Origin of the sequence: Janthinobacterium sp. SUN211 (assembly GCF_030587315.1) — a bacterium.
Lineage (GTDB): Bacteria > Pseudomonadota > Gammaproteobacteria > Burkholderiales > Burkholderiaceae_D > Janthinobacterium > Janthinobacterium kumbetense.
Map to the genome: position 1 here is coordinate 472,913 of NZ_JAPWIC010000003.1, position 25,111 is coordinate 498,023.

General features: G+C 62.1%; 22 protein-coding genes. 10 read left to right on the forward strand and 12 right to left on the reverse strand.

Going from position 1 to position 25,111, the window contains the following annotated elements; genetic code table 11:
- Positions 1–12 precede the first annotated feature (12 nt).
- Both O3301_RS13340 and O3301_RS13345 read left to right on the forward strand, forming a co-directional pair.
- Positions 13–1,650, forward strand: coding sequence for a serine hydrolase (locus tag O3301_RS13340; RefSeq protein WP_305056598.1), 1,638 nt, complete (start codon positions 13–15; stop codon positions 1,648–1,650).
- 276 nt (positions 1,651–1,926) lie between these two features.
- Positions 1,927–2,121, forward strand: a complete 195-nt coding sequence (locus O3301_RS13345; RefSeq protein ID WP_289905813.1) for a hypothetical protein — start codon at positions 1,927–1,929, stop codon at positions 2,119–2,121.
- Between the two features lie 56 nt (positions 2,122–2,177).
- On the opposite strand, the gene O3301_RS13350 is transcribed toward O3301_RS13345, so the two are convergent.
- Positions 2,178–3,008, reverse strand: coding sequence for a class I SAM-dependent methyltransferase (locus O3301_RS13350; protein ID WP_369812198.1), 831 nt, complete (start codon positions 3,006–3,008; stop codon positions 2,178–2,180).
- Between the two features lie 85 nt (positions 3,009–3,093).
- Complete coding sequence (locus O3301_RS13355; protein WP_305056600.1) at positions 3,094–3,753, reverse strand: pyridoxamine 5'-phosphate oxidase family protein; 660 nt, start codon at positions 3,751–3,753, stop codon at positions 3,094–3,096.
- 108 nt (positions 3,754–3,861) lie between these two features.
- On the opposite strand from O3301_RS13355, the gene O3301_RS13360 reads away from it, so the two are divergent.
- Positions 3,862–5,334, forward strand: coding sequence for a PLP-dependent aminotransferase family protein (locus tag O3301_RS13360; protein WP_305056601.1), 1,473 nt, complete (start codon positions 3,862–3,864; stop codon positions 5,332–5,334).
- 10 nt (positions 5,335–5,344) lie between these two features.
- Here the strand turns inward: O3301_RS13360 and O3301_RS13365 are convergent, their stop codons facing one another.
- The 8 genes from O3301_RS13365 to O3301_RS13400 form a co-directional block, all read right to left on the reverse strand.
- Positions 5,345–6,124 (reverse strand): spermidine synthase, encoded by a 780-nt coding sequence (locus tag O3301_RS13365; RefSeq protein WP_289899536.1) that lies wholly within the window; start codon positions 6,122–6,124, stop codon positions 5,345–5,347.
- Positions 6,125–6,183: 59 nt separating this feature from the next.
- The gene (locus tag O3301_RS13370; RefSeq protein ID WP_099665750.1) at positions 6,184–6,708 is read right to left on the reverse strand and encodes an FxDxF family PEP-CTERM protein; all 525 of its coding nucleotides are present in this window, start codon (positions 6,706–6,708) and stop codon (positions 6,184–6,186) included.
- A gap of 238 nt (positions 6,709–6,946) precedes the next feature.
- On the reverse strand, positions 6,947–8,278 hold the full coding sequence (locus O3301_RS13375) for a PAS domain-containing sensor histidine kinase (protein ID WP_369812194.1): 1,332 nt from the start codon (positions 8,276–8,278) through the stop codon (positions 6,947–6,949).
- Positions 8,278–9,630 carry a sigma-54 dependent transcriptional regulator gene (locus O3301_RS13380; protein ID WP_305056603.1) on the reverse strand — a complete coding sequence of 451 codons (1,353 nt, stop codon included), beginning with the start codon at positions 9,628–9,630 and terminating at the stop codon, positions 8,278–8,280. Before O3301_RS13380 ends, O3301_RS13375 begins: the two co-directional genes overlap by 1 nt.
- A 28-nt stretch (positions 9,631–9,658) precedes the next feature.
- Positions 9,659–10,897: an ABC transporter permease gene (locus O3301_RS13385; protein ID WP_305056604.1), complete on the reverse strand. Its 1,239-nt coding sequence runs from the start codon at positions 10,895–10,897 to the stop codon at positions 9,659–9,661.
- Positions 10,898–10,925: 28 nt separating this feature from the next.
- Positions 10,926–12,248 carry an ABC transporter permease gene (locus O3301_RS13390; protein ID WP_305056605.1) on the reverse strand — a complete coding sequence of 441 codons (1,323 nt, stop codon included), beginning with the start codon at positions 12,246–12,248 and terminating at the stop codon, positions 10,926–10,928.
- Positions 12,249–12,256: 8 nt separating this feature from the next.
- Entirely contained in the window at positions 12,257–12,970 is a 714-nt protein-coding gene (locus O3301_RS13395) for an ABC transporter ATP-binding protein (protein WP_099665745.1), read from the reverse strand.
- A 24-nt stretch (positions 12,971–12,994) separates the two neighbouring features.
- Positions 12,995–14,260, reverse strand: a complete 1,266-nt coding sequence (locus O3301_RS13400; protein ID WP_289919474.1) for an efflux RND transporter periplasmic adaptor subunit — start codon at positions 14,258–14,260, stop codon at positions 12,995–12,997.
- Between the two features lie 207 nt (positions 14,261–14,467).
- Between O3301_RS13400 and O3301_RS13405 the strand changes: the two genes are divergently transcribed.
- Positions 14,468–16,033 carry a DNA mismatch repair protein MutS gene (locus tag O3301_RS13405; RefSeq protein ID WP_305056606.1) on the forward strand — a complete coding sequence of 522 codons (1,566 nt, stop codon included), beginning with the start codon at positions 14,468–14,470 and terminating at the stop codon, positions 16,031–16,033.
- Between the two features lie 9 nt (positions 16,034–16,042).
- Here the strand turns inward: O3301_RS13405 and O3301_RS13410 are convergent, their stop codons facing one another.
- A complete protein-coding gene (locus O3301_RS13410; protein WP_305056607.1) occupies positions 16,043–17,968 on the reverse strand; it encodes a phosphoethanolamine transferase in 1,926 nt (641 codons plus the stop codon).
- Between the two features lie 425 nt (positions 17,969–18,393).
- Between O3301_RS13410 and rpsL the strand changes: the two genes are divergently transcribed.
- The 6 genes from rpsL to O3301_RS13440 all read left to right on the forward strand — a co-directional run bounded on the left by rpsL (position 18,394) and on the right by O3301_RS13440 (position 24,433).
- Complete coding sequence (rpsL, locus tag O3301_RS13415; RefSeq protein ID WP_010394376.1) at positions 18,394–18,777, forward strand: 30S ribosomal protein S12; 384 nt, start codon at positions 18,394–18,396, stop codon at positions 18,775–18,777.
- 152 nt (positions 18,778–18,929) lie between these two features.
- The gene (gene rpsG, locus O3301_RS13420) at positions 18,930–19,400 is read left to right on the forward strand and encodes a 30S ribosomal protein S7 (RefSeq protein WP_010394377.1); all 471 of its coding nucleotides are present in this window, start codon (positions 18,930–18,932) and stop codon (positions 19,398–19,400) included.
- A gap of 108 nt (positions 19,401–19,508) precedes the next feature.
- Complete coding sequence (gene fusA / locus O3301_RS13425) at positions 19,509–21,614, forward strand: elongation factor G (protein WP_077398827.1); 2,106 nt, start codon at positions 19,509–19,511, stop codon at positions 21,612–21,614.
- Between the two features lie 72 nt (positions 21,615–21,686).
- On the forward strand, positions 21,687–22,877 hold the full coding sequence (gene tuf / locus O3301_RS13430) for an elongation factor Tu (RefSeq protein WP_077398776.1): 1,191 nt from the start codon (positions 21,687–21,689) through the stop codon (positions 22,875–22,877).
- A 178-nt stretch (positions 22,878–23,055) separates the two neighbouring features.
- On the forward strand, positions 23,056–23,373 hold the full coding sequence (gene rpsJ / locus O3301_RS13435) for a 30S ribosomal protein S10 (protein WP_010394389.1): 318 nt from the start codon (positions 23,056–23,058) through the stop codon (positions 23,371–23,373).
- Between the two features lie 214 nt (positions 23,374–23,587).
- Positions 23,588–24,433 carry a DUF817 domain-containing protein gene (locus tag O3301_RS13440; protein ID WP_305056608.1) on the forward strand — a complete coding sequence of 282 codons (846 nt, stop codon included), beginning with the start codon at positions 23,588–23,590 and terminating at the stop codon, positions 24,431–24,433.
- 18 nt (positions 24,434–24,451) lie between these two features.
- Here O3301_RS13440 and O3301_RS13445 read toward each other — a convergent pair whose 3' ends face one another.
- On the reverse strand, positions 24,452–25,000 hold the full coding sequence (locus O3301_RS13445; protein WP_099665741.1) for a tetratricopeptide repeat protein: 549 nt from the start codon (positions 24,998–25,000) through the stop codon (positions 24,452–24,454).
- Between the last annotated feature and the right edge of the window lie 111 nt (positions 25,001–25,111).

Genomic DNA, 25,111 nt, shown 5'->3' on the forward strand with positions numbered 1-25,111 from the left:
GAAATCCTGACCATGCATACCATGAACCGTCTCGCCGCCGCCATCGTGCTGGCGTTTTCCAGCATCACCGTGCCGGCGCTGGCTCTTGACGCCGCACCCGTCGCTTCCGCCGCATCCGCGCCGGCGCCCGCCTTCGACCTTGACCGCGACGTCGCCACCGCCTTGAAAGTGTTCGACGTGCCCGGCATGGCGATCGCCATCGTCAAGGACGGCAAGGTCGTCACCGCCAGGGGCTTTGGCGTGCGTAAACTCGGCGAGCCGGCCGCTGTCGATGCGCAGACCCTGTTCGAGGTGGCATCGAACTCGAAGGGCTTCACGGCCGCCGCGCTGGCCATGCTGGTCGACGATGGCAAGCTGGCCTGGGACGATCCCGTCACCAAGCACCTGCCCGGCTTCCAGATGCACGATTCCTACGTGACGGGCGCCATGACCGTGCGCGACCTGCTGACGCACCGCAGCGGCCTGGGTCTGGGTGCGGGCGACTTGCTGTGGTGGCCCACCACCACGTTCAGCACCGACGAGATCATCGAGAAGCTGCGCTACATCCGCCCGGCCACGAGTTTTCGCAACAGCTATGCCTACGATAACCTGCTGTATATCGTGGCCGGCAAGATCATCGCCGACAAGGCGGGCAAGAGCTGGGGCGAGGCCATGCATGAGCGCATCCTGGCGCCGCTGGGCATGACGGGCACCACCACCAGCCTGCTTGAAAGCGCGGGCAAGTCCGACGTCGCCAGTGCGCACAGCAAGATCGACGGCAAGATCGCTGCCGTCAAGTCGATGCCTGTGCCGAACGCCGTGGGCGCCGTCGGCATCAACACGAATGCGGAAGATATCGCCAAGTGGATGATGGTGCTGCTCGACGGCGGCAAGATCGCCGGCGTGAAGGACAAGGACGGCAAGGAGGCGCGTTTGTTCAGCGAAAAGCAGGGCCGCGAAATGTGGACGGCGCAAACGCCGATCAAGATTTCCGAGCCGAAGCCGGCGCTGGCCGCGACCAAGCCGAACTTCAGCGCATATGGCCTGGGCTTCCAGCTGCGCGACTATAAGGGCATGAAAGTGGCCATGCACGGCGGTGCGCTGCAGGGATTTTATTCGCGCGTGGTGATGGTGCCGGAAGCAAAGCTGGGCGTGGCCATTCTGACCAATGCGGAAAATGGCGGTTCCATGACGGCGCTGCAATGGCGCATCCTCGACCATTATCTGCAGGCGGCGCCGTCGGATTGGCTGGCGCTGGTGGCCAAGGTGGAGCAGGACCAGCATGCCGAGGAAGTCAAGAAGCAGGGCAAGGCGTCGAGCGCGCGCGCGGCGAAATCGCAGCCATCGCTGCCGCTGGCGGCATACGACGGCGAGTACGAGGACGCCTGGTATGGCAAGGTCGTGATCAAGCCGGAAGGAAAAAAACACATCCTCAGCTTCACGCGCACGCCGGACCTGACGGGCGAGCTGGAACACTGGCAGCACGACACCTTCATCGTGCGCTGGAAAGAGCGCAACTTCAACGCCGATGCCTACGTGACGTTCTCGCTCAATCCCGATGGCAGCATCGACCGCGTGAAGATGGCGCCCGTGTCGGCCGAGACGGATTTCAGCTATGACTTCCAGGACTTGAGCCTGGTGCCGGTGAAACCGAAGGAAGCGAAGAAATAAGGTGTCGATACAAAAACCGCAGCCTGTGCTGCGGTTTTTTTTCGCCTGTTCCCATGCAAATGCGCGGCAGGAAAGCGGCGAGCCGGTTTTTATTCCCTGAAATGGAATGAAAAAGAAACGTTATCTTGTTTTCTTGTTTGCGTATTTAATAACTCTTCAAGGTGCTACTATTTCTGGGCGCCATAGAATTCGTCTGTCGACAGGCGGTTTCCGGCGGCTGAAGCCTGTGTCTTCAGTGGTTTTTATAACGACTCAACTCTTGGGAATGGGATAAAAATGATCAATGTGAAAAAAGCCGTCTTTGTCTTTTGCGCCGCCGTCGGTTTTGCCGGCGCCATCAGTTCTTCCGCATATGCGCTGCCAACGCGCGAAACCTGCGAGGAAGCCTATACCTCGTGCGTGACGGACGGCGATGCCGGCGCCTGCACGCTGGTCAAGCGCCTGTGCGGCGTGTACGGCATCTACCTGTAAGGCGGCAGTCAACCCGGCTGGCAGGCGGCGCGCCGGATCGGCCCGCCGCCGTTTTTTTACGGCTTGACGAACTTCAGGGTCATGCGGTCGCTCTCGCCGATAGCCGTGTACTTGGCCCGATCCACATCCTTGTTGGCGTAGGTGGGCGGCAGTGCCCAGACGCCGCCCTCATGGTCCGCCGTATCCTTGGGATTGGCGTTGATTTCCGACTTGGCCGCCAGTTTGAAGCCTGCGCCTTCGGCCAGCTTGATCACATACGCTTCGTGCATGTAGCCGCTGCTGGCCGTGGCATCCTGCGCCTTGTTCGCCGGCAGGCGGTGTTCGACGACGCCGAACACGCCGCCCGGTTTCAGGCTGTCATACACTTCCTTGAACAGGGTTTTCATGCCCTCGTCGCCGATGGGTATCCAGTTGTGGATATTGCGGAAGGTGAGCACCATGTCGGCCGTGCCCTTGGGCGCGATGCGGTAGGTGGTGGGGGGCGCGAAGGCGCCGAGTTCCACCTTGCCGAAAGCGCTCGGGTTGGCGTCGAGTTTTTGCCGGAAGCGCGCCGCGCCACGGCGTGCACCTTCGCTGCTTGACTGCGGGTCGTTGCCGGCGGCGATCAGCTTGCCGTGGTCGCGCAGGTAGGGCGCCAGGATTTCCGTGTACCAGCCGCCGCCGGGCGCCAGCTCCACCACCGTCATGGTCGGCTTGATGCCGAAAAACGTCAGCGTTTCATACGGGTGGCGGGCGCTGTCGCGCAGCGCGTTGGCCGGCGTGCGCGCACTGCCGGTGATGGCCGCCTTCAGGGCCGCGTCGCCCGCATCGGCGGCCAGCGCCGCGTCGCTGCCGCCGCAGGCCAGCATGACCGTCAGGGCCGCGGCCAGGGATACTCGCTTCATCATCATATGCTCCATGCGTGATTGGATCGGTTGGTCAATTGGTGGCGATCGCCATCAACGCCGATCATCGGGCAAGCACGCTGGCCGGTCAAGCGGATTCCGTACCCCAGGTTGCGGCATACGCGGGTATGTCGCAGGTGTTGAGCGCATCGGCGATGGCCGCGCCACGGCCGTGCGAAAAAGGCAGTTCGCCCGTCCAGACGGCATGCGCCATATCGCCCGCATCGTCGAGCGGGCCGCCCGTGCGCTGCTTGACGGCGCATTCGTCGAGCGCGATGCGCAGCACGGTGGTGGCCGCGTATTCCTTGGCGCTGCCGCCGCGCACGTGCGCCAGACGTCCCGGTGCCAGCTTCTCCATCAGCGCATCCATGGCCACATGTTGCTGGCCGATGTCGCTTACTTTCTCAAACTGCCCATACACCATCGCCGAGCGGTAGTTCATGGTGTGATTGAAGGCGGAGCGCGCCAGCACCAGGCCGTCGAGATGGCTGACCGTCACGCACGCGTCGCCGTCGAGCAAGAGCTGCTTGAGCATGCGGCTGCCGTTCGAGCCATGGATGTACAGGTGGCCGCCGATGCGCCAGCAGGCGGTCGGGATGCAATGGCTGCCCTTGTCGTCGCGAAAAGCGATATGGCACAGATAGGCGGCATCGAGGATGGCGTACAGGGTGGTCTGTTCATAGCTGGCCAGTTCGGCGACGCGGCGCACGCGGGTACGGAGGCTGGGGGGCAGGGCGGTAGCGGTCATGGTGGAAGTCCCGTTGGTTGAAGAAGCAGGCCGCACTATAATCGGCATCTGGCCCTGAAAAAAGATCCAGAACCGACAAATAATTTAGAGCCACAATGAAGGGGAAGCATGGACTTCGCTTTGCTGCTGAGCGCGTTCGAGCGCACGCACCGCGGGCGGGGCTGGTCGCGCCAGCGCCTACTGCATGAATGCCTGCGCGCGGCGATCCGCGGCGGCCAGCTGGCGCCCGGCACGCGGCTGGCCGCCACGCGCGTGCTGGCGGCCGAACTGGGACTGGCGCGCAATACCGTGCTGTATGCCTACGAGCAGCTGGCCAGCGAAGGATTTGTCTTGCCGGACCGGCGCGGCACCGTCGTCGCCGGCAGCGCCGGTGTGCCGGCGGCCGCGCCTACGGCAGGGGGCAACGGTGGCTTGTCGCGCCGCGCGCAGCATTTGCGCGGCGTGGCGGGACAGGATGTGAATGCCTCGGTAGTGTTTCCCGCCGACGCCATGGGCGCGTTTGCGCCTGGCGTGCCGGCGCTCGATGAGTTTCCGCTGGCGCAGTGGCGGCGCATGCTGGACCGCGCGTGGCGCGCGCTGACGCCGCGCCAGCTCAATTACGGCGACCCGGCCGGCGAGCCGTCCTTGCGCATGGCCATTGCCGAGCATTTGCGCGCCGCGCGCGGGGTCGTCTGCGATGCGGGCCAGGTGTTCATCACGGACGGCACGCAAAGCAGCCTCGATGTCTGCCTGCGCGCCTTTGCCGACCAGGGCGACACCTTGTGGATCGAGCATCCAGGCTATGGCGGCGCGCTGGCGGCAGGCCGTGGCGCGGGCTTGCAGGTGACCGGTATCGCGGTCGACATGGACGGCATCGCACCGACGGATGACGACTGGCGCGACACGCCGCCGCGCCTCGTCTACACCACGCCGTCGCACCAGTATCCGACGGGCAGCGTGCTCAGTCCCGCGCGCCGCATGGCGCTGCTCGAACGCACCCGCGCGGCCGGTGCCCTGATCATCGAAGACGATTACGACAGCGAGTTTCGCCATGGCGGCCCACCCCTGGCCGCGATGCAGGGACTGGTGGCTGACGCGCCCGTCGTGTACCTGGGGACCTTCAGCAAGACCATGTTTCCCGCCTTGCGCATCGCCTTTATCGTCGTGCCGGCCGCGCTGGCCGGGGCCTTCGCACAGATGCAGGCGCAGGGTGCCGCGCGGGGGAGGGTGGCGGAACAGCTGGCGCTGGCCGAGTTCCTGCGCAGCGGCCTGTTTGCGCGCCACGTGCGACGCATGCGCCGGCTGTATCGCCAGCGCCGCGATGCCTTGAGCGAGGTGCTGCAGCGCCATGCGTGCGCGGGCGCATCCATCCATGGCGGCACGGCCGGCATGCACCTGGCGCTACGTTTTCACGATCGCGCATGGGATGACCTGGCGCTGAGCCGTAGCGCCGCGCAGGATGGCATCGTGGCGCTGGCCCTGTCCGCGCATGGTACGGGAGACGGGGTGGGCTGGAACGGTTTCCTGCTCGGTTATGCGCAGGTGCCGGCCGAGCACATGGATGGCCTGGTGCGCCGCCTGGGTGGGCTGCTGCCGGCGTGATGCAGCTAATTTATTGCTGGTCCTGCATCCACTGCTTCAGGCCGTTGACCCAGTTCTTGGCGGGCAGGTTGAACTGCTTCTTGATGGTGGCGGCGCGTTCGTATAAATCGCTGAAGTCGAGCGATGGGGATTTTTTGAAGGCCAGCACGACGATGTTTTCATCTTCCATTTCCGGCACCCAGACGACGGCGTCGAAAACCAGCTCCATCGCCTGCAGATTCTTGTCGTAGTTGGGGAAGTCGCCGAAGACATTCGTGCACATGATGCCGTCGTCCGTCAGGCAGTCGAAGCAAGCCTGGTAGAACTCGGGCGTGTCGAGCACGGGACCGCGCGCATCTTCGTCGTACAGGTCCACTTGCAGCGCATCGACGGTGCCGTGATTGGCCGGATCGAGCACGAAGTCGAGCGCATTCATTTCGCGCACGTCGAGGCGCGCGTCATTCGGCGGCAGCGCGAACTGGGCGCCGCAGATGGCGATCACGTTCGGATTGAGTTCGATGGCCGTGACCGTGGCGTCGGGGAAGCGGCGGTAGCTGAATTTGGTCAGCGCGGCGCTGCCCAGGCCCAGCTGCACGATGCGTTTGGGCTGCGTCTTGAACAGCATCCACATCATCATCATCTGCACGTATTCGAGCTCGATGGCGTCGGGTTTGTCCAGGCGCATGGCGCCCTGCACCCACTTGGTCCCCAGGTGCAGGTAGCGGATGCCGCGGTGTTCGGTGGTGGTGGCAGGCGGGTGGCCCGGGTGGCTGAAAGCGGTATGGCTGGTGGAGGTGAAGTCGGTCGTCATGGCGCCAGTTTAGCAGCCGGCTGAAAAAAAGACGCCGCAGCGTCTTTTTGGTGGGGAGCTCAAGATTGCTTGCGGCGTCGTGCCAGGAAGCCCAGTACGCCCAGGCCGGCCAGCAGCATGCCATAGGTTTCTGGTTCAGGAACGGGGGCTAGGTTCAGGTTGAAGGTGCCGCCATAGCTGCCGCCATTGCTGTTGCCCATCACGGTGAGGACCATCGGGCCGTTGAACAGCAGGTTGGTTGGCGCTAGCACCTCGCCCTGGGCATAGCCGAAGACGGTGGGTCCGCCAAAGCCCGTCAGGGCGATGCCGTTCAGGTTGGCACTGCTGAAGTTGATGGACGAAGCATCGCTGCCCGTGACCGACAGGTTGGCCAGGAAGGCTTGCGCGGTCGAACCGAACGTGGCGTCGGGCGTGAAGGTGAAGGTGTCGGTAAAGGCGCCGAGCGGATCGGGCGTGGCGTTGAAGCCGCCCGTCCACAGGTTGCCGGTGGTGTTGATCAGGTCCACGTTGTACGCTGTCGCCTGCGCTACGCCGATGGAAGCCGCGCTCAAGAGTGCTACTGCGATGAGTGATTTCAGTTTCATTTTTATCCCCGCGAAAAAACGATTAATGTTTCAAAAAAACCGTACCGCTCAGATAAATTATCGCCAGGACATTTCATTGTCAATGAGCTATTTTTATATCATTATGCAAACTTAAATAGCTTATTTCTAACACACGGGCATGGCGCTCGTTATGTTGCAATATTAAAAACTCTAATTATCAATATAATACTGAAAAATAATTGCGCAGCATGTGATGGAAAAATCGTTGCGCCAGTAACTAATTTCTGTCCAGCAAGGGAAGAATCAAGGTTACCGCCAGGCCGCCGTCCTCGCGGTTGGCCAGCGTGATGCGCCCGCCATGGGCTTCGGCGATTTCGCGCGCCAGCGCCAGGCCAAGTCCCGTGCCGCTGCGCTTGGTGGAATAAAACGGCACCAGCGCGTTTTCCAGCACGGCGCCGCTCATGCCCGGCCCGCGGTCGCGCACTTCGATGCGCAACTGCCCTTGCGCCAGGCTGACGTGCAGGCCGATGTGCTCTTCCCGCGAGCCCGATTCCAGCGCATTCTTGAGCAGGTTCAGCAGTGCCTGCTGCATTTGCGCCGCATCGAACACGGCCGCCTGCGCGGGCGGCGGGTAGTCGAGCCTGAAGGCCGCCTGCGAGGCCAGGCCATCGAGGAAAGGCTGCCACTCGCACGGCGCCAGGCGCGGCGCGGGCAGCTTGGCAAAGCGCGCATAGCCGAGGATGAAGGTTTCCAGGTGGCGCGTGCGCTCTTCGATGGTGGCGAGGATTTGCGGCAGGCGTTCCGTCTGGCCGCGGCGTACCAGTTCGGTACCGGAATGGGCCAGCGAGGCCAGCGGCGCCAGCGAGTTGTTGAGTTCATGGCTGATTACGCGGATGACCTTTTTCCAGGTCTGCACTTCTTGGCGGCGCAGTTCCAGTGTCAGCTGGCGCAACAGCAGCAGTTCGTGCTTGCGCCCGTTCAGGCTGAAGCTGCGCCGCGCCAGGTGATACACCTCTTCCTGTTCCCCCTCGCCGCTGGTAAACAGGCCGTCGTTGCGGCGCGCGAGCGCCTCGGCCAGGGCCGGTGCCGCCTGCTGCACGATGTCGGCCAGGTGATGCCCTTCGAGCCGGCGGCCATGGTGCAGCAGCTGGCGCGCGGCCAGGTTGGCGTAGACGATGGCGCTGCCCTCGGCCACCAGCAGCATGGCCACCGGCGTGTTTTGCACCATGGTGTCGAGCAGCAGTTCGCGCTGCACCAGGTCCAGGCGCTGCTTGCGCAGCACGTCGCCGAGCGCATTGTGGGCCGCCACCAGGTCGGCCAGTTCATCGTTCTGCGGCCAGCGCAAGCTGAAGCCGAAGTCGCCGTCCTGGTAGCTGGCGACCGTGCCGCTCAGGGCGCGAAACAGCGACAGCATCGCCTGCAGCTGGACGCGGATGGTGATGACGGCGACCGGCAACACACACAGCAGGGTACCCGCCAGCACCAGCAGCGGCTGGTCGGGTAAAAAATGCGCGAGCAGCAGGGCGATGACGATGCCCAGCACCAGCAAGGTGACGATCAGCGCCGTCCAGCGCGTGAGCAGGGAGAGGCGCATGGGACGGTAGGCCATCAGCCGCGCGCGATGCCCAGGCGTTCCATGCGCCGGTACAGCGCCTGGCGCGACAGTCCCAGTTCCTGCGCCGCCTGCGCCACCACGCCGTGTGCACGTGCGAGCGCCGCGGTGACGCTGTCGCGGTCCGGCTCCGTCGCGGCGCCATCCGGCGGTGCGCGCAGCGATGGCACGCCTGCCAGCGGCAAGCCCGTCTCCTGCGCGCGGATCACGGGACCTGCCGTCAGCAGGCTGGCGCGCTGCATGACGTTTTTCAGTTCGCGCACATTGCCTGGCCAGCCGTGCGCCAGCAGGGTGGCCTGCGCCTGGGCGTCCAGGGTTTTTTCACTGCTCAGGAAATGCTGCGCCAGCACCAGGATGTCAAGCGGGCGCTGGGCCAGCGGCGGCAGGCGCAGTTCGATCACGTTCAGGCGGTAGAACAGGTCTTCGCGAAACGTGCCCGCCTTGATCATCGCCGGCAGGTCGGCGTTGCTGGCGCTGATGACGCGCACTTTCACTTGCCGCTCGCGGTTCGAGCCGAGGCGCTCGAAGCGTCCCGTTTCCAGCACGCGCAGCAGTTTCATTTGCCCGGCCAGCGGCAGGTTGCCTATCTCGTCGAGGAACAGCGTGCCGCCGTCGGCTGCGTCGAACTTGCCGTCGCGCGCGCGCGTGATGCCCGTGTACGCGCCGGCCTCGGCGCCGAACAGTTCCGCCTCGATCAGGTCCACCGGCACGGCGCCGCAATTGAGCACCACGAAAGGACCGCTGGCGACCTGGGAATTGGCTTGCACGATGGCGGCGATGCGTTCCTTGCCGCTGCCGTTCGGCCCCGAAATGAGCACGGGCACGTCGGCGCGCGCCACCTGGCACGCCAGGTGCACCACGCGTTCGGTGGCCGGGTCTTGCCACACCATGCCGCGCAAGTCGAAGTCGTGTTCCAGCGCGTGGCGCTGGCGCTGCTCGGCCACCACGCGCTGGCGCAGCGCGCGGTTGGCTTGTCCCAGCTCCAGCAGGTTCTGCACGCTGGCGATCAGGCGCCGGTCGTCCCATGGCTTGGCCAGGTAGTCGGCCGCGCCGGACTTGATCAGGTCGACGGCCGCGTCGAGCTGCGTCCAGGCTGTTAGCAGGACCACGGGCAGGTCCGGGTAGCGCGCGCGGATGGCGTGGAACAGCGCGCTGCCTTCCTCGCCCGAGGTGGTGTCGGCCGTGAAGTTCATGTCCTGCACCACCAGGTCGATGGCGTGGCGTTCGAGCAGCTGCAGGCCTTCCTCGGGCGAGGCGGCGCGCACGGCGTCGATCTCGTGCAGGGAGAACAGCACGTCGAGCGCGATGGCCACGGCGGCATTGTCGTCAATAATCAGTACGGTAGGCATGCGCGCAGCATATCACTCAGGTGCCGGCTCAGGTACTGCGGGTGGCAGTGGCCGGTGAAATACTGGCCGCGCGCCATGCCGGGCCGTACACGGCGCCCACGCCCAGCAGCCAGAACACCAGCGCGCCTGCCAGCAGATAGCCGGGCGGCAGGCGCGCCATCTCCAGCTGGCTTACCAGCAGCTGGTTCAAGCCCAATGCCAGCAGCACGCCACATGCCACGCCGACGCTGGTGATCATGAAATTCTCGGTCAGAAAATAGCGCAGGATGTCGATGCGGCGGGCACCGAGCGCGCGCCGCACGCCGATCTGCTTCCTGCGCTGCGTCACCCACAGGCTGGCGATGCCGACGATGCCGCTGGCCGTCACCAGCAGCAGCAGGGTGCTGACGGCAATGAGCATCCAGGACAAGCCCCGGTCGGCCAGATACCGTGCTTTGCGGTGCTGTTCCAGGGTATCCGTGCGCACCAGCAGGCGCTCGCTGCTGGACGTGCGGACCGCCTGTTCCGCCTCCTTCATCAGGCGGTCGCGCTGGCCTGGCTCCGCCCGCACGGCAAACAGCAGCGAATCGCGTCCGCCCGTCAGGCGCGCCGGCAGGATGATCGAATACTCGCCCTGGGCGCTGACCTGGCCGGTTTGCGTCTGCAGCCGTTCCACCACGCCGATCACGCGCATCTCGTCATCGTTGTCGCCGGTGCCATTGAACAGGGGCTTGCCGACAAAGCTGGTTTCGCCAGGCCAGATCTTTTGCGCTGCGGCGCGCGTCACGATCACCACCTTGGGGAAGCTTTCATCCACGTCTTCATTGATTTCCGGGACCTCGTCGGGATGGAAATCGCGGCCTTCCACCAGCTTCAGGCCATACGTCCTGACCAGCGAATCGGGCGTGAAGTACATCGAGGTGCCGGCGCTGGCCGCAGCCTGTCCGCGTTTTGCCGCGACGTTGGTGCTGCTGCCGGAGCGCGACAGCACCGCCTGCGTGGTTTGCGCCACGGAGACCACGCCCGGCAGGGCGCGCAGTATCGCGGCCTGGCGCTTCTGCTCGGCTATCTGGCGTTGCGGGCTGCCTTTGTCCATGCTCTGGACTTTGACATAGAAGATGTCGTTTTCGGCCGCCACGCCGGTGGGACGGGCGGCGATGGCCTGGCGCAGGTTGACGATGTACAAGGCGTTGGCCAGGATGGCGAGGCTGATGGCGACTTGCACGGCGACGAGCACGGCGCCGGTCTTGTTGCGCATCAGCGCCGACAGGATGGGGCGGATTTCCATGTTGGGCCTCATTGTGAAAAGGTGGGTGTCATTGGGATTTAAGCTGCATGGCCGGCGTGACCTGGCAGGCGCGCCAGGTGGGCAACAGCCCTGCGAGCAAGGCCGCCAGTACGGAAACGGCAAACGTCAGCAGCAGCATCGGGACATCCAGGTGCGCCACGGTGCCCAGCTCTTTCGACTGCGAACTCACCACGGCCAGGGCGGCATAGGCCAGCAACAGGCCCAGCACGCCGCCGGCCAGCCCGATGACGCCTGTCTCAATGAGGAACTGGCGGAAGATATCGCGCTGCGTGGCGCCCAGCGCGCGGCGGATGCCGACTTCCGCCGCCCGCACGGAGAACTTGGCCAGCAGCAGGCCGATGGTGTTGACCAGGCAGAGCAGCAGGAAGCCGAAGGCCAGCCAGGTGGCCAGCTTGTTGTCGTTGTCGACAACGTTCAGGAAGTCAAGCCACTGCCTGACGTCGTACAGCATGTTGGGCGCATGGCGCGGCATGCGGCCCAGCTTGCGCTGTTCTGCCGCATAGCTGTCGAGATAAGCCTGCAGCTCGCTGCGTTCGCCGGCGCTGGCCATTTCGAACCAGAATTGCAGCCAGGTGCAGTCCGATGCCAGGATGCCCTGGTAACCGGGACTGCGCTCGACACCGCTGCAGGCCATGCCGCCGTCATGCCCCGTTTCGTGGCGGATGGCGCTGGCAAACGGAATGAAGAATTCATCCTCCGTGCCGAAGGCGCCCTTGCTGCCGATGATGCGGTGCACGCGCGGTACGCGGTCCCACTGAGCGAGCACGCCGCTGACCAGATAGGGACGTCCCAGCACCGTCACGCGCTGGCCCACGGGATTGACTGTGCCCAGCAGCTTTTCCGCCAGGGCGCGACTCAAGACGATGACGTCGGCGCCGCTGTCGTCGTCGGCTTCGCTCCATGGCTGGCCATACAGGAAGGGCACTTCAAACATGGCAAAGAAATCGCGTGTGGGAGCCAGGCCCTGGGCCCGGAAGGCGCCGAGGTCCCTGCGCGCCGGTTCCACGGGGCCGGCCACGCCGTACATGACGCTGCGGCGGATGCCTATCTTGCTGGCCATGAAGTTCTTCGCATCGGTATAGGCGAGTTGCGCCTGGCCGAAGCTGGGCTTGGTGCCCGGCGTATAGCCTTTCAAGGGAACTACGTCGATCATCGGCACGAACATGCGGTCGCTCTTGTGCGGCAAGGGGTCGCCCGACATGGCGTGCAGGATGGTCACGGTGGCCACGCTGGCGGCCACGCCGACAGCCAGGGTCAGCACCATCAATGCCGTCAGGGCGGGATTGCGGCGCAGGTTGCGCAGGCCCAGCTTGAAATAATAGTGGAACATGGCGGCTCCTAGGCGGTCGCGTGCTGTGGCCTGGCCGACAGCGTGGCGCCATGCTGCACCAGATCCGACACCTGGCCGTCGATGATGTGCACGTTGCGTTGCGAACGCAGCGCCAGTTCAGGATCGTGCGTCACCATCAGGATGGTCGTGCCTTGCGCGTTGATGTCTTCCAGCAGTTCCATCACGCCGCGCGCCATCTGCGTGTCCAGGTTGCCCGTCGGTTCATCGGCCAGCAGCAGCTTCGGCGAGCCGGCCAGCGCGCGTGCGATCGCCACGCGTTGTTGCTGCCCGCCCGACAGTTCGGCCGGATAATGCTTCATGCGCGAGGCCAGTCCCACCTTCGCCAGCGCATCCTCGATGCGTTCGCGGCGCTCGGCGCTGTTGAAGCCCCGGTAGCGCAGCGGCACGTCGACGTTGTCGAACAGCGACAGGTCGGGAATCAGGTTGAAACCCTGGAAGATGAAGCCCAGTTTTTCATTGCGCAGGCGCGAGCGGGCATTGTCGTCCATGCCCTTGACGTTGACGCCGTCGAGGATGTATTCGCCATCGGTGAATTCCTCGAGCAGCCCGGCGATGTTCAGGAAGCTCGTCTTGCCCGAACCGGACGGCCCGGTGACGGTGACGAATTCGCCCTGGCGAACGTGGATCTCGAAGCCGCGCAGCGCGTGCGTTTCGATCATGTGGGTGCGGTAGATCTTGCTCAGGTTTTGCATGCGCAGCATGGGAAGCCTCCTTGTTGACTGAAATTAATTGAGTGCGACGCGGGCAGCGTTCGCGAAATTTTCCGTACCGGCGACCACCACCTTGTCGCCCAGCTTCAGGCCCCCCAGAATCTCGACGGCCGAGATGCTGGTGGCGCCCAGCTTGATGGGCGTGCGGATGGCGACGCCATCGCGCACCACGTAGGCAAAGCGTCCGCCTTCGGCTTCGACGAAGGACCCGCGCGCCAGCATCAGCACATTGGGCCGCTCGTCGATCAGCAGGCGTGCCGAGACGCGCTGGTTCTGGCGCAGGCCGGCCGGTTGTGCGCCGTTGAAGCGCACGCGCGCCAGCACCTGGTTTTTGACCACCTCGGGCGACAGCGCCGACAGCTTGCCGGAGGCGCGGATGGTGCCCGTTTCGATCTCGGCGCTCATGCCCAGGCCGATGTCGGCCACATACGTTTCCGGTACTTCCAGCTCCACTTCCAGCTGCGACAGGTCGACCAGGGTCATCAGGGCCGTGTTGGCCTGCACCACGCTGCGGTTGGCCACCGACAGCGTGCCGATGAAGCCATTGACGGGCGCGCGCACGGTCAGCTCGTCGACCCTGCGCTGGGCGTTGTCGCGGCTCAGACGCTGGCGTTCCAGTTCGTTGACCCGGGTCTTCAGTGCCAGGGTCACGTCCTCGCCTTCCAGGCCCGCCGCCTGCGAAGCGTGCTTGCTGCGGATATCGGCCGAATTCAAGGCATCCTTGGCCTTCTGGTAATCGATCTTGGCGATGATGCCTACCTGCGCCACGCTTTCATAGCGTTCGAGCGTGCGCTGGGCGGACAGGCGCTCGATTTCGGCCGTATCGGCTTCACGGCGCGCCAGCAGTTTCTGCTTCTTGGCCAGGATCTGCTGGCGCGCCACTTCCGCTTCCAGCTGCTGCACGCTCGACTGCTCGCGTTTCAGCGCGTCCGACAGGTCGGGCGACTCCAGCACGGCCAGGATGTCGCCCTTCTTGACGGTGTCGCCGGCCTTCGCTTTCAGCGTGACGGTGGCCACCGTGGTCGAGTACAGGGTCGGGCTGATGGCGGCGACCACGCGTCCGTTCACGGCGGCGTCGCGGATCAGGGTACCGCGCGTGACGTCGGCGATGCGCAGGCGGTCGGCATTGACGGAATGTTCGCTGTTGCGCCAGCCCGCAACGGCAGCGATGGCGGCGCCGATGACGACGGCGGCGCCGGCCAGCAGTAGGGCGCGTTGCTTGTGGCGCTGGCCCGGCGGGGCGGACAGGACGGCGTCTTGGGAGGAAGTATCGCGGATCATGGTCAGGTCTCGTGAAGGATACCTTTCTTAATGCACGATCCGTGCCAGTTGTTAAGTCGTTGATTTGAATGGGGAAAAGATTTGACGTCCGGCTGTCCGCCGTGTCCGCGTTGTCCAGCATGTCCGTCCGCGCAGGTTGCACTTGATAAATTGGCAATCTACTGCATCTGCGGGAACATACCTTTCATAGACTCCTCCACAGGCGCCATGCATCCGTTCCTCCAGCAACTTTTCCCTGCCCGTGTCTTCGCGCCGGCGCTCGATTATCCTTTTGCGCGCAGCGACGTGGCAATGCTGCAGCGGCTGGCGGGCGAGGCGCCAGCGCTGGATGACCAGACCTGGAACGAGCTGCTGCTCGACCAGTATGCTGCGCAGTTGGCGCGCGAGACCAGCATCTTCGGCCAGCAGGAGCTGCACCGGCGCCTGAGCGGCGGCCAGGCCGATCCTGCCTCCATTGCGCGCGTCCGGCGATTGCTGGACGATCCGGCCCAGGCGGCCAGCCTGCAGCGCGCCTGCCTACCCTTGCGTCAGGCTGATACGGAAGTGCGCGCAACCCTGTTCGGTGCGGCGCTGGCGCCGGCGCCATGGTGGAGTGCCTGGCTCTGGCTGGTGCCGCTGGCCTTGTTGCTGGCCATCGCCGCTACCTGGCTGACGGGGTGGCCGGCCCTGTTCGGCGTGGTGGCCGCCTGCGTGGCGCTGATGACCGTGCAGGTGCGTTTTTACGAAAGTGCCAAGGCGTGGGAGCGCACGCTCGATACCTTGCGCTACCTGCTGAAAACCCGTGCCGCGCTGGCGCGGCTCGATGTGCCGGCAGCCTTGCCATTGGCTGCGGAGGGCGCGCAGGCGTCAAAACTGACGCGGGCCATCGAGCGTTCGCTGCTGCATTACGTGCCCTTCATCGATACGGTACTGGTCGAATATGGCGACTGGCTCCTGCTGAAAAACGTCAAGCGCTATTTCCGCACGCGCCAGCTGGTGGCGCAGCAGCTGCCCTTTTTGCGCGACAGCTTTACCCCGGTGGCCCAGCTGGAAGCAGACCTGGCCCTGGCGCGCCACGTGCGCGGCCGTGCGCAGTTCTGCTGGGCGCAGGGAAGCGATGCGCGGCAGTTGTCGCTCGACGCGATGGTGCATCCGCTGCTGGACGGCGCCAAGCCCCTGTCGCTGCGGCTCGATGGCCGCGGCGCCTTCATTTCGGGGCAGAATGCGGTGGGAAAAAGTACCTTGCTGCGCGGTGTGGGGCTCAATCTGGTCAGTGCGCGCGCCTTCGGCTTTTGCTATGCGCAGGCGGCCCGGGTGCCCATGCTGCCCCTGTATTCGAGCATGCAGAATGAAGACTCGCTCGATGGCGGCGAAAGTTTGTACATCGCCGAATTGCGGCGCGCGCGCGAATTGCTGGCGCTGGCCAGGGCGGGCACGCCGGCCTTGTTCCTGATCGATGAAATCTTCCGCGGTACGAACCACCTCGAGTCGGTGGCGGCGGCGGCCGCCGTGCTGCACAGCCTGGCCGCTGAGCACCTGGTGCTCGTCTCGTCGCACAACCTCGTGCTGGGACCTTTGCTGGAAGACTGTCTGGCGTCATGGTGCGTGCGCCGTGATGATGCCGGCGCGCTATTGCTGGCGCCCGGCGTGCTGCAGGCCACGAATGGCATCGCCCTGCTGGCGCAGCGCGGGTTTGACGCCGGTATCGCGGACAAGGCCGGGCGCGTCTTCGACTGGCTCAGCACGCATATGGCGCAGCCGGCCGATTGCGGCGGCGTCCTCGAACGGGCCTGATGGCCGCGCTTACTTTTCCTGTTTCTCCGGCGTGCTCTTGTCGATCACTTCGCGGCAATCGCCGCGGATGATGGCGTTGTCGTAGTTGGTCCAGCCATAGCTGTCGACGTAGCGCTTGTGCTGTTTGAAGCGGGGGCTGGCGATGCTCCATTCGGGCTGTTCGCCGGCAAAACGGATGTCGCCCAGGTCGAGCAGGGTGTGGAACATGTTTTCCGTCGACAGGCGCGCCTTTTGATGGCGCCGCAGCTGCGTCACCTTGTCCGGATAATGCTGCTGGAATTGCGGCGAATACCAGACGAAGGCGGGCACGTGGAATTCGAACTGCGTGTTGTGGCCATGGAAGGCCAGGCGGCAGGTGCCGTCGTACAGGGTCTGGCCGTGATCGGCGACGTAGACGAGCGAGCTGCGCAGGGCGGTGCGCTGGCCATCGTCCTTCAGCATGCCGATCACGTTCGACAGGAACCAGTCCGTGTACAGGATGGAGCTGTCGTAGCTGTTGTTCAGCTGCGGCTTGATGGCCGTGTCCGTGTAGACGGGCTTGTCGACGCCGAACAGCGACGGCTGCCACTTGTCGAATTGCTTGGGATAGCGTTGGCTGTAGTTCCAGTGGCTGCCCAGCGTGTGCAGCACGATGAGTTTTTTCGGCGCCGGGTCGGCCAGCGCGTTCTTGAACGGATCGAACAGGATCTGGTCGAAGTTCGAATTGTTGGTAAATCCGCCCAGGTTCAGGAACTGCACCACGTCCGCTTCCTTGGCAAACACGGACACGGGCGTATCGAACTGGCCGAACGAGATCTGGTTCGACAGCCAGTAGGTCTTGAAGCCTGCTTCCTTGTAGGCGGTGAGGAAGGATTTTTCCGAGAAGCCATCCTTGAGGCTTTGCGTGGCCGGCTTGCGCGAGATGATGACGGGCACGGACAGGCGCGTGGCGGAAACGGCCGTGATGACGTCGGCCAGCGGCACCAGGTTGCTTTCCTGTTTCAGCAGGGGATTGGTGTCGCGTTCGTAGCCGTTCAGGCTCCAGCGGTCGTAGCGCGACGATTCGCCGATCACCATGACCACCACTTCCGGATGGGGATCGGGCTGTTGCTGGTGCGCGCCGAAACGGAAGCTGCTGCTTTTCTGTCCCAGTTCAGCCAGGTATTTGCGCTCCTTGTAGAAATCGAAGCCGCGCGCGGCCAGGCCGAAGGGCCAGGAATTGCTGACGGTGTCGAAGGCGTAGGGCAGGCGCGCCCAGTGAGGCAGGCTGGGCCAGCCCAGGCCCGTTTCGTCGGCGCCGGCGATGCTGGCGTTCTCCGGCTTGCTGCTTTCCTCGTCTTCCTCGGCCGTTTCGTCATCGGCCGAGCTGGCGTCGCCGAAACCGGAGGCGCCCGCCTTGCCGCTGGCCGTCGAGTTGCCGGTCTTGTCCGATACGGGGGCGCTGTGCAGGACTTTGGCGTCGAAACCGAATTCGTAGCCATACCACCAGAAGCCGCCCAGTAGGAGCAACAGCACGAAGGCGACCGGGCGCGTCTTGCCGCGCCAGTCGAGGTCGCGCGTGCGCGCGGCCGCAAACCAGCTGGCAGCGCACCAGGCGATCACGCCCAGCATGACGGCGCCCATCAGCCATACTTTTTGCCCGAGGAATTCCATCGCTTCCTTGGGGCTGGTTTCGAAGATGATACCCAGGTGGTGCGTGGAAATGCCCTGGCCATAGAAGATGAACAGGTAGATTTCTGTTGGCAGGGCCAGGAAGGCGGGCACCAGCAGCCAGTGGAAATATGCGGGGCGCTTGAACACGCTCCAGACGGCCAGCCAGGCCAGCAGTTCGAACGTGAGCATCTGCCAGGGATGCTCGAGCGGACGTCCCAGCAGCGCGGGGATGAAGGGCACGGCCGTCAGCAAGGCGTAGGTCAGCAGCAGGAACAGAGTGGCGGGGCGAAGCAAGGAGCGCATAAAGGAGGGCAGCGAAAAATGTCCGCTATTATCAATCCTTTTGTTGTCTTGCGGTCATACAAGAATGTGCGCGCCCGAAGCTTGGTTGCAGAGAAAGAATGTCAAATCATCAAGCGCTGCGAGGTGCCGGCACCCGCGCACCGTGGCCAAAGATTAGTCAAAATGCCACAAAAGTGCCGCTTTTTTGCCTTTTTTTATAGCAAAAAGCGGTAAACTGATTGACCCCCTGTAACACAAGGTCTAAACTAGCGAGTTCTCGATTTTATTCTGCTCATCGTTTACGTATTGCTTGGCATTTCATGGCCGCTCCTTATCGAGTGGCTGCGGGCGCCACCGGTGCGCAGTAGATGAAAGCGGGACGAGGTTTTAGTCGCCGGGCATCTTGCCCGGGTTATTAATCGTAGTTTTTTGTTGGATTTATAACGATGCCAACCATCAATCAATTGATTCGCAATCCACGCGTCGCTTTGACCGTGAAGAGCAAATCGCCAGCGCTGGAAAACAGCCCGCAAAAACGTGGCGTCTGCACACGTGTTTACACCACGACTCCAAAGAAGCCTAACTCGGCTCTGCGTAAAGTCGCTAAAGTTCGTCTGACCAATGGTTTCGAAGTCATTTCGTACATTGGCGGTGAAGGCCATAACCTGCAAGAGCATAGTGTTGTGCTGTTGCGCGGCGGCCGCGTTAAGGATTTGCCGGGTGTGCGTTACCACATGGTTCGCGGTGCCCTGGATACCCAAGGCGTTAAAGACCGTAAGCAATCGCGTTCGAAGTACGGTACCAAGCGCGCTAAAGCAGGCAAGAAGTAATAAGTTGTACGCAGCAAACCCAAGTTTCGCTCAGTGGCAACTAGCTAAGTGAATGTAGTCGACCGCATCTGGTCGAGTAAGTGGAGGACTATGATGGTCGTCCGCGAGTGTGCGAAGAACGCGCGCTCAACTGAAGATTGAAAGGAATTGATATGCCACGTCGTCGTGAAGTACCCAAGCGCGAAATTTTGCCAGATCCAAAATTCGGCAACACTGATGTCGCTAAATTTGTAAACGTGCTGATGCTGTCCGGTAAGAAATCGGTTGCAGAAAACATCATCTACGGTGCTTTCGAGCACATCGCAGCAAAATCGGGTAAAGATCCACTCGAAGTTTTTGCTACCGCAATCAACAACGCCAAGCCGTTGGTTGAGGTGAAATCCCGTCGCGTCGGTGGTGCAAACTACCAGGTGCCGGTCGAAGTTCGCCCAGTCCGTCGTATGGCTCTGTCCATGCGTTGGTTGCGTGAAGCTGCTAACAAGCGCAGCGAAAAATCGATGCCACAACGCCTCGGCGGTGAGCTGATGGAAGCGGCTGAAAGCCGCGGCGGCGCGATGAAAAAACGCGACGAAGTCCATCGTATGGCTGAAGCGAACAAAGCGTTCTCGCATTTCCGCTTCTAATATAAAGCCAGCTACCGCAAGGCGGCTGTCAAGCATCTGTTGTTCGAGGCCGGGCTCATTTTTGCAAAAAAATGCTGCTCGGTTTTGTCCATTCATTTAGGATTAATTATGGCCCGCAAGACCCCCATTGAGCGCTATCGTAATATCGGTATCTCCGCTCACATCGATGCAGGTAAGACGACCACGACCGAGCGCGTCCTGTTCTACACAGGCGTGAACCACAAGCTGGGCGAAGTCCATGATGGCGCTGCCACCACCGACTGGATGGCACAAGAGCAAGAGCGCGGTATCACGATTACCTCGGCTGCTGTTACGTGCTTCTGGAAAGGCATGGCTAACAACTTCCCAGCTCACCACATCAACATCATCGACACCCCAGGCCACGTTGACTTCACCATTGAAGTGGAACGTTCGATGCGCGTGTTGGATGGCGCCTGCATGGTTTACTGTGCAGTCGGCGGCGTGCAGCCACAATCGGAAACGGTATGGCGTCAGGCTAACAAGTACAAAGTGCCACGTCTGGCCTTCGTGAACAAGATGGACCGTACCGGGGCCAACTTCTTCAAGGTCTACGATCAGATGCGTTCGCGTCTGAAAGCCAACCCAGTACCTATTCAGATGCCTATCGGCGCTGAAGACGTCTTCACCGGTGTTATCGATCTGGTCAAGATGAAAGCGGTTATCTGGGACGACGCTTCGCAAGGCATGAAGTTTGAATACGAAGACATTCCTGCACACCTGGCCGCTGATGCTGCCAAGTGGCGCGAGAACATGGTTGAAGCCGCTGCTGAAGCGTCGGAAGACCTGATGAACAAGTACCTGGAAGAAGGCGACCTGTCGGAAGCCGAGATCAAGGCTGCTCTGCGTCAACGTACCATCGCCAGCGAAATCGTTCCAATGCTGTGCGGTACCGCCTTTAAAAACAAGGGCGTACAAGCCATGCTGGACGCGGTCATCGAGTACCTGCCATCGCCAATCGACATTCCGCCAGTACCTGGTCTGGATGAAGATGAGCAGCCTGTCGAGCGTAAAGCGGACGACGACGAGAAATTCTCGGCGCTGGCATTCAAGATCGCAACCGATCCGTTCGTGGGTCAGCTGTGCTTCATCCGTTGCTACTCGGGTACCCTGAATTCGGGCGACTCGGTGTTGAACTCCGTGAAGCAGAAGAAAGAGCGTATCGGCCGTATCGTGCAGATGCAAGCGAACGAACGCGAAGAAATCAAGGAAATGCGCGCTGGCGACATCGCCGCCGTTGTGGGTCTGAAAGACACCACCACTGGCGATACGCTTTGCGATGACAAGGCAAGCGTGGTTCTGGAGCGCATGGTCTTCCCTGAGCCAGTGATTTCGCAAGCGGTTGAGCCAAAAACCAAGGCCGACCAGGAAAAAATGGGCTTGGCGCTGAACCGTCTGGCAGCAGAAGATCCATCGTTCCGCGTGCGTACCGATGAAGAATCGGGCCAGACCATCATCGCCGGTATGGGCGAGTTGCATCTGGACATCATCGTTGACCGCATGAAGCGCGAATTCAACGTTGAAGCCACCGTCGGCAAGCCACAAGTGGCTTACCGCGAAACGATCCGTAAAGTGTGCGAAGAGTCGGAAGGCAAATTCGTCAAGCAATCGGGTGGTCGTGGTCAATACGGTCACGTGGTTCTGAAGATCGAACCGCAAGAACCGGGCAAGGGCTTTGAATTCGTTGACGCGATCAAGGGCGGTACCGTTCCTCGCGAATACATCCCTGCAGTTGAAAAAGGTGTGCGCGACACGCTGACTTCGGGCGTGATGGCTGGCTACCCAGTCGTTGACGTGAAAGTCACGCTGTTCTTCGGTTCGTACCATGATGTTGACTCGAACGAAAATGCATTCCGCATGGCCGCTTCGATGGCATTCAAAGATGGCTGCCGCAAAGCATCGCCAGTCATCCTGGAGCCGATGATGGCCGTGGAAGTGGAAACGCCGGAAGACTACGCCGGTACCGTGATGGGCGATCTGTCGTCGCGTCGCGGCATGGTGCAAGGTATGGATGAAATTGCTGGCGGTGGCGGCAAGATCATCAAGGCCGAAGTGCCTCTGTCGGAAATGTTCGGCTACGCTACGTCGTTGCGTTCGTCGACCCAAGGTCGTGCGACTTACACGATGGAATTCAAGCACTATGCTGAAGCACCTAAGCATGTGACTGAAGCAATCGTAAGCTCGAAAGCTAAGTAATAGAAGTTCCGGGCCGGCTTTCACGAGAATGCCGGTCCCTACATTTAAATCATTGTTCTAAGGAAGAATAAAATGGCAAAAGGTAAATTCGAACGGACCAAGCCGCACGTCAACGTCGGCACCATCGGCCACGTCGACCACGGTAAAACCACGCTGACCGCTGCAATCGCAACGGTTCTGTCGAAGAAATTCGGCGGCGAAGCTAAAGCATACGACCAGATCGATGCAGCTCCAGAAGAAAAAGCGCGCGGTATCACGATTAACACCGCCCACGTCGAGTACGAAACGGAAACGCGTCACTACGCGCACGTTGACTGCCCAGGCCACGCCGATTACATCAAAAACATGATTACCGGTGCTGCCCAGATGGACGGCGCGATCCTGGTGTGCTCCGCAGCTGACGGCCCAATGCCACAGACCCGCGAACACATCCTGCTGGCCCGCCAAGTTGGCGTTCCATACATCATCGTGTTCCTGAACAAGTGCGACCTGGTCGACGACGCAGAGCTGCTGGAACTGGTTGAAATGGAAGTGCGCGAGCTGTTGTCGAAGTACGAATTCCCAGGCGACGACCTGCCAATCATCAAAGGTTCGGCACGTATGGCGCTGGAAGGCAAAGAAGGCGAAATGGGCGTTGACGCAGTGCTGCGTCTGGCCGATGCGCTGGATGCATACATCCCAACGCCAGAGCGCGCTGTTGACGGTGCCTTCCTGATGCCAGTAGAAGACGTGTTCTCGATCTCGGGTCGCGGTACCGTTGTGACCGGTCGTATCGAGCGCGGCATTGTTAAAGTCGGCGAAGAGATCGAAATCGTTGGTATCACCGATACCGTCAAAACGACTTGCACCGGCGTGGAAATGTTCCGCAAGCTGCTGGACCAAGGTCAAGCAGGCGACAACGTTGGTCTGCTGCTGCGCGGCACCAAGCGTGAAGACGTGCAACGTGGTCAAGTTCTGGCAAAGCCAGGCTCGATCAAGCCGCATGCTCACTTCACCGGCGAGATCTATGTTCTGTCGAAAGACGAAGGCGGCCGTCATACGCCATTCTTCAACAACTATCGTCCACAGTTCTACTTCCGTACGACGGACGTAACCGGTTCGATCGAGTTGCCAGCAGACAAAGAAATGGTCATGCCAGGCGATAACGTGTCGATCACCGTCAAGCTGATCAACCCGATCGCGATGGAAGAAGGTCTGCGCTTCGCTATCCGCGAAGGCGGCCGTACCGTCGGCGCTGGTGTTGTTGCAAAAATCATCGCTTAATTATTAAGCGATAGAAAAGAAGACGCGTCGTCGCCCGGCGCCCTTCTTTTTATTCAACTGCCGGGGTTGGCAAGCATTTTGGTGCTATCATGTCGACCCTGACGGTTGTAGCGTCAGAAATTCCCGTATGACCTCATTGCCGTGCAGACCGCGCGGTTCGTTCTTTTAAGGAAATATCATGTCGGCACCAAACCAAAAAATCCGTATCCGCCTGAAGGCTTTCGATTACAAGCTGATCGACCAGTCCGCTCTGGAAATCGTTGAAACCGCGAAGCGCACCGGCGCTGTCGTCAAAGGCCCAGTACCACTGCCTACCCGTATTCAGCGTTTCGATGTGCTGCGTTCCCCGCACGTCAACAAAACTTCGCGCGATCAGTTCGAGATCCGTACGCACCAACGCCTGATGGACATCGTTGACCCAACGGACAAAACCGTTGACGCGCTGATGAAGCTGGATCTGCCAGCTGGTGTTGATGTCGAAATCAAACTGCAATAAGAGTTTTCAGGGGCAGCTGACAACACCGTAGCATCAGGTATTGACAGCTGTTCCAGGCCGGCGGGGTGTCCCGCTGCCTGATGATGGGGCCGGGCCTGCTCACGATCGTGAGTACGCCCGGCCCCATTGCTATTGGTGCCTGCCCAGTACTGGCGCCACCTGCCTGCGTGCAAAATCGCTTTACAGTGCTGCAGCCCGTCGATAAAGTTGCTGCATGCTCAATGCCCTCGATACCCACCTGTTAAATGCGACTCCACGCCAGTGCCTGCGCGGCTGGCCGCGCTTCCTGACTGAATTCCTGTATTTCGGCATCAAGGAGGCGAGGTCGTGCCTGTTCGTGGGGCTGTTTTTTGCTGCCGTGTTCCTGGTGCCGCGCGCCGGCCTGTTCGGCCTGCCGCGCTATGACGTGCTGCTGCTGGTGGCGCTGGCGATCCAGGCCGCGATGGTCTGGAGCGGACTGGAAACGTGGGATGAGCTGAAAGCCATTTGCCTGTTCCATGCGGTGGGCTTTGCGCTGGAAGTATTCAAGGTATCGGGGACGATCCAGTCGTGGAGCTATCCCGACTTTGCCTATACCAAAGTGTTCGGCGTTCCCCTGTTTTCGGGATTCATGTATGCGGCGGTCGGCAGCTACATCATCCAGACCTGGCGCCTGCTCGACATGCGGATTCGCCACCATCCGCCATACTGGATGGCGGTGCTGATCGCTGTGCTGATCTACGCCAACTTCTTTACTCACCATTACATCGGCGACTATCGCTGGTACCTGGCCGCCTGCGCGCTGGGCTTGTATGCGCGCACCACTGTGGTGTTCCGTCCGCTCGACCGCGACCGCAGCATGCCCTTGCTGCTCGGTTTCGTGCTGGTCGGCTTCTTTATCTGGCTGGCTGAAAACATCAGCACTTTCTGGGGCGTGTGGCGCTATCCGAACCAGCTTGGCGCCTGGTCGGTGGTGCATGTCAGCAAATGGAGCTCCTGGTCGCTGCTGGTGGTGATGACGTTCACCATCGTGGCCCACCTCAAGCACATCAAGGCCAGCATCCACGTTGCCCAGCCCTAGGCCGGGCCCGGGAGTTGCTTATTGCAGGCTGGCCGCCACCGCGTCGAAGCGCGCGCCCAATGCGGCCTGCGGACCGCCTTGCAACTGCCTGGCGTACTGGCGCAGCACTTCCGCCGAATACGTGCGCGACGCGGATGACAGCTTCGGCAGCAACGGCAGCACGCGTTCCAGGTAGCCCGTGCCTTCCTGCCACTTGCCTTGCGCGGCCAGGGCCGACGCCAGTTCCACCATGCGGCGGCCGACGCGCGCATCGCTGCGTGGCTGCGCCGCTTCTTCCGTGGCCAGCGCTTGCCGGTACAGTTGCTCCGCTTCGGCATTCTTGCCCTGCAAGCGCTTGATGCGGCCCAGGTTGTATTGGCGCTGCGAGAGGATGTCCGCGCTGGCTCCGGCCTGCTCGGCGCTGCGCAGCGCCTGTACGCAAGCCAGTTCCGCTTCGCCAAACTGGCCCTTGAGCTCGGCCGCGTTGCAGGCGTCTTGTTGTGCGTTGGAGGTGGTGATCGTCGCTGGCGCCGCGCAGGCGGCCAGCAGGCTGACAGCGCATAGCAGGCTGATGGTATGGTTCTTCATAGTCTCCTCGGACGGGTGTCAAACACGGTGTATCAGTGGAGTCATGCTGCGATAAATATACTATAAGTTTTTTAGGGTGGGTGGCTTTTTGCCGGCGCGCGGCAAGGCGCG